The organism is Chryseobacterium sp. SIMBA_028, from assembly GCF_046535285.1.
Classification (GTDB): domain Bacteria; phylum Bacteroidota; class Bacteroidia; order Flavobacteriales; family Weeksellaceae; genus Chryseobacterium.
Window position 1 is genome coordinate 1 of sequence record NZ_JAWRWZ010000137.1, and the last position, 305, is coordinate 305.

General features: G+C 38.4%; 1 protein-coding gene. It reads right to left on the reverse strand.

Features of this window, described 5'->3' with window-relative positions:
• Positions 1–40: 40 nt before the first annotated feature.
• Positions 41–305: aldehyde dehydrogenase family protein (locus SCA31_RS22880; RefSeq protein ID WP_410699334.1), on the reverse strand; the 265-nt coding region annotated here is incomplete at its 5' end.

Sequence of the window (305 nt, forward strand, 5' to 3'; positions counted from 1 at the left end):
TCTCTTAAATTTTTTAATTGTTTTAACTTAAATTAAAACTTTATAAATCGAACTTAATTCCCTGTGCTAAAGGAAGTTCCGCTGTGTAATTTATAGTATTGGTTTGTCTTCTCATGTAGTATTTCCAAACATCAGAACCGGACTCTCTGCCGCCTCCTGTTTCTTTTTCACCACCGAAAGCACCACCGATTTCAGCACCGGAAGTTCCGATGTTTACGTTGGCAATTCCACAGTCTGAACCTGCCTGAGAAAGGAATAATTCTGCTTCTCTCAAGTTTTGAGTCATGATCGCAGAAGATAAACCT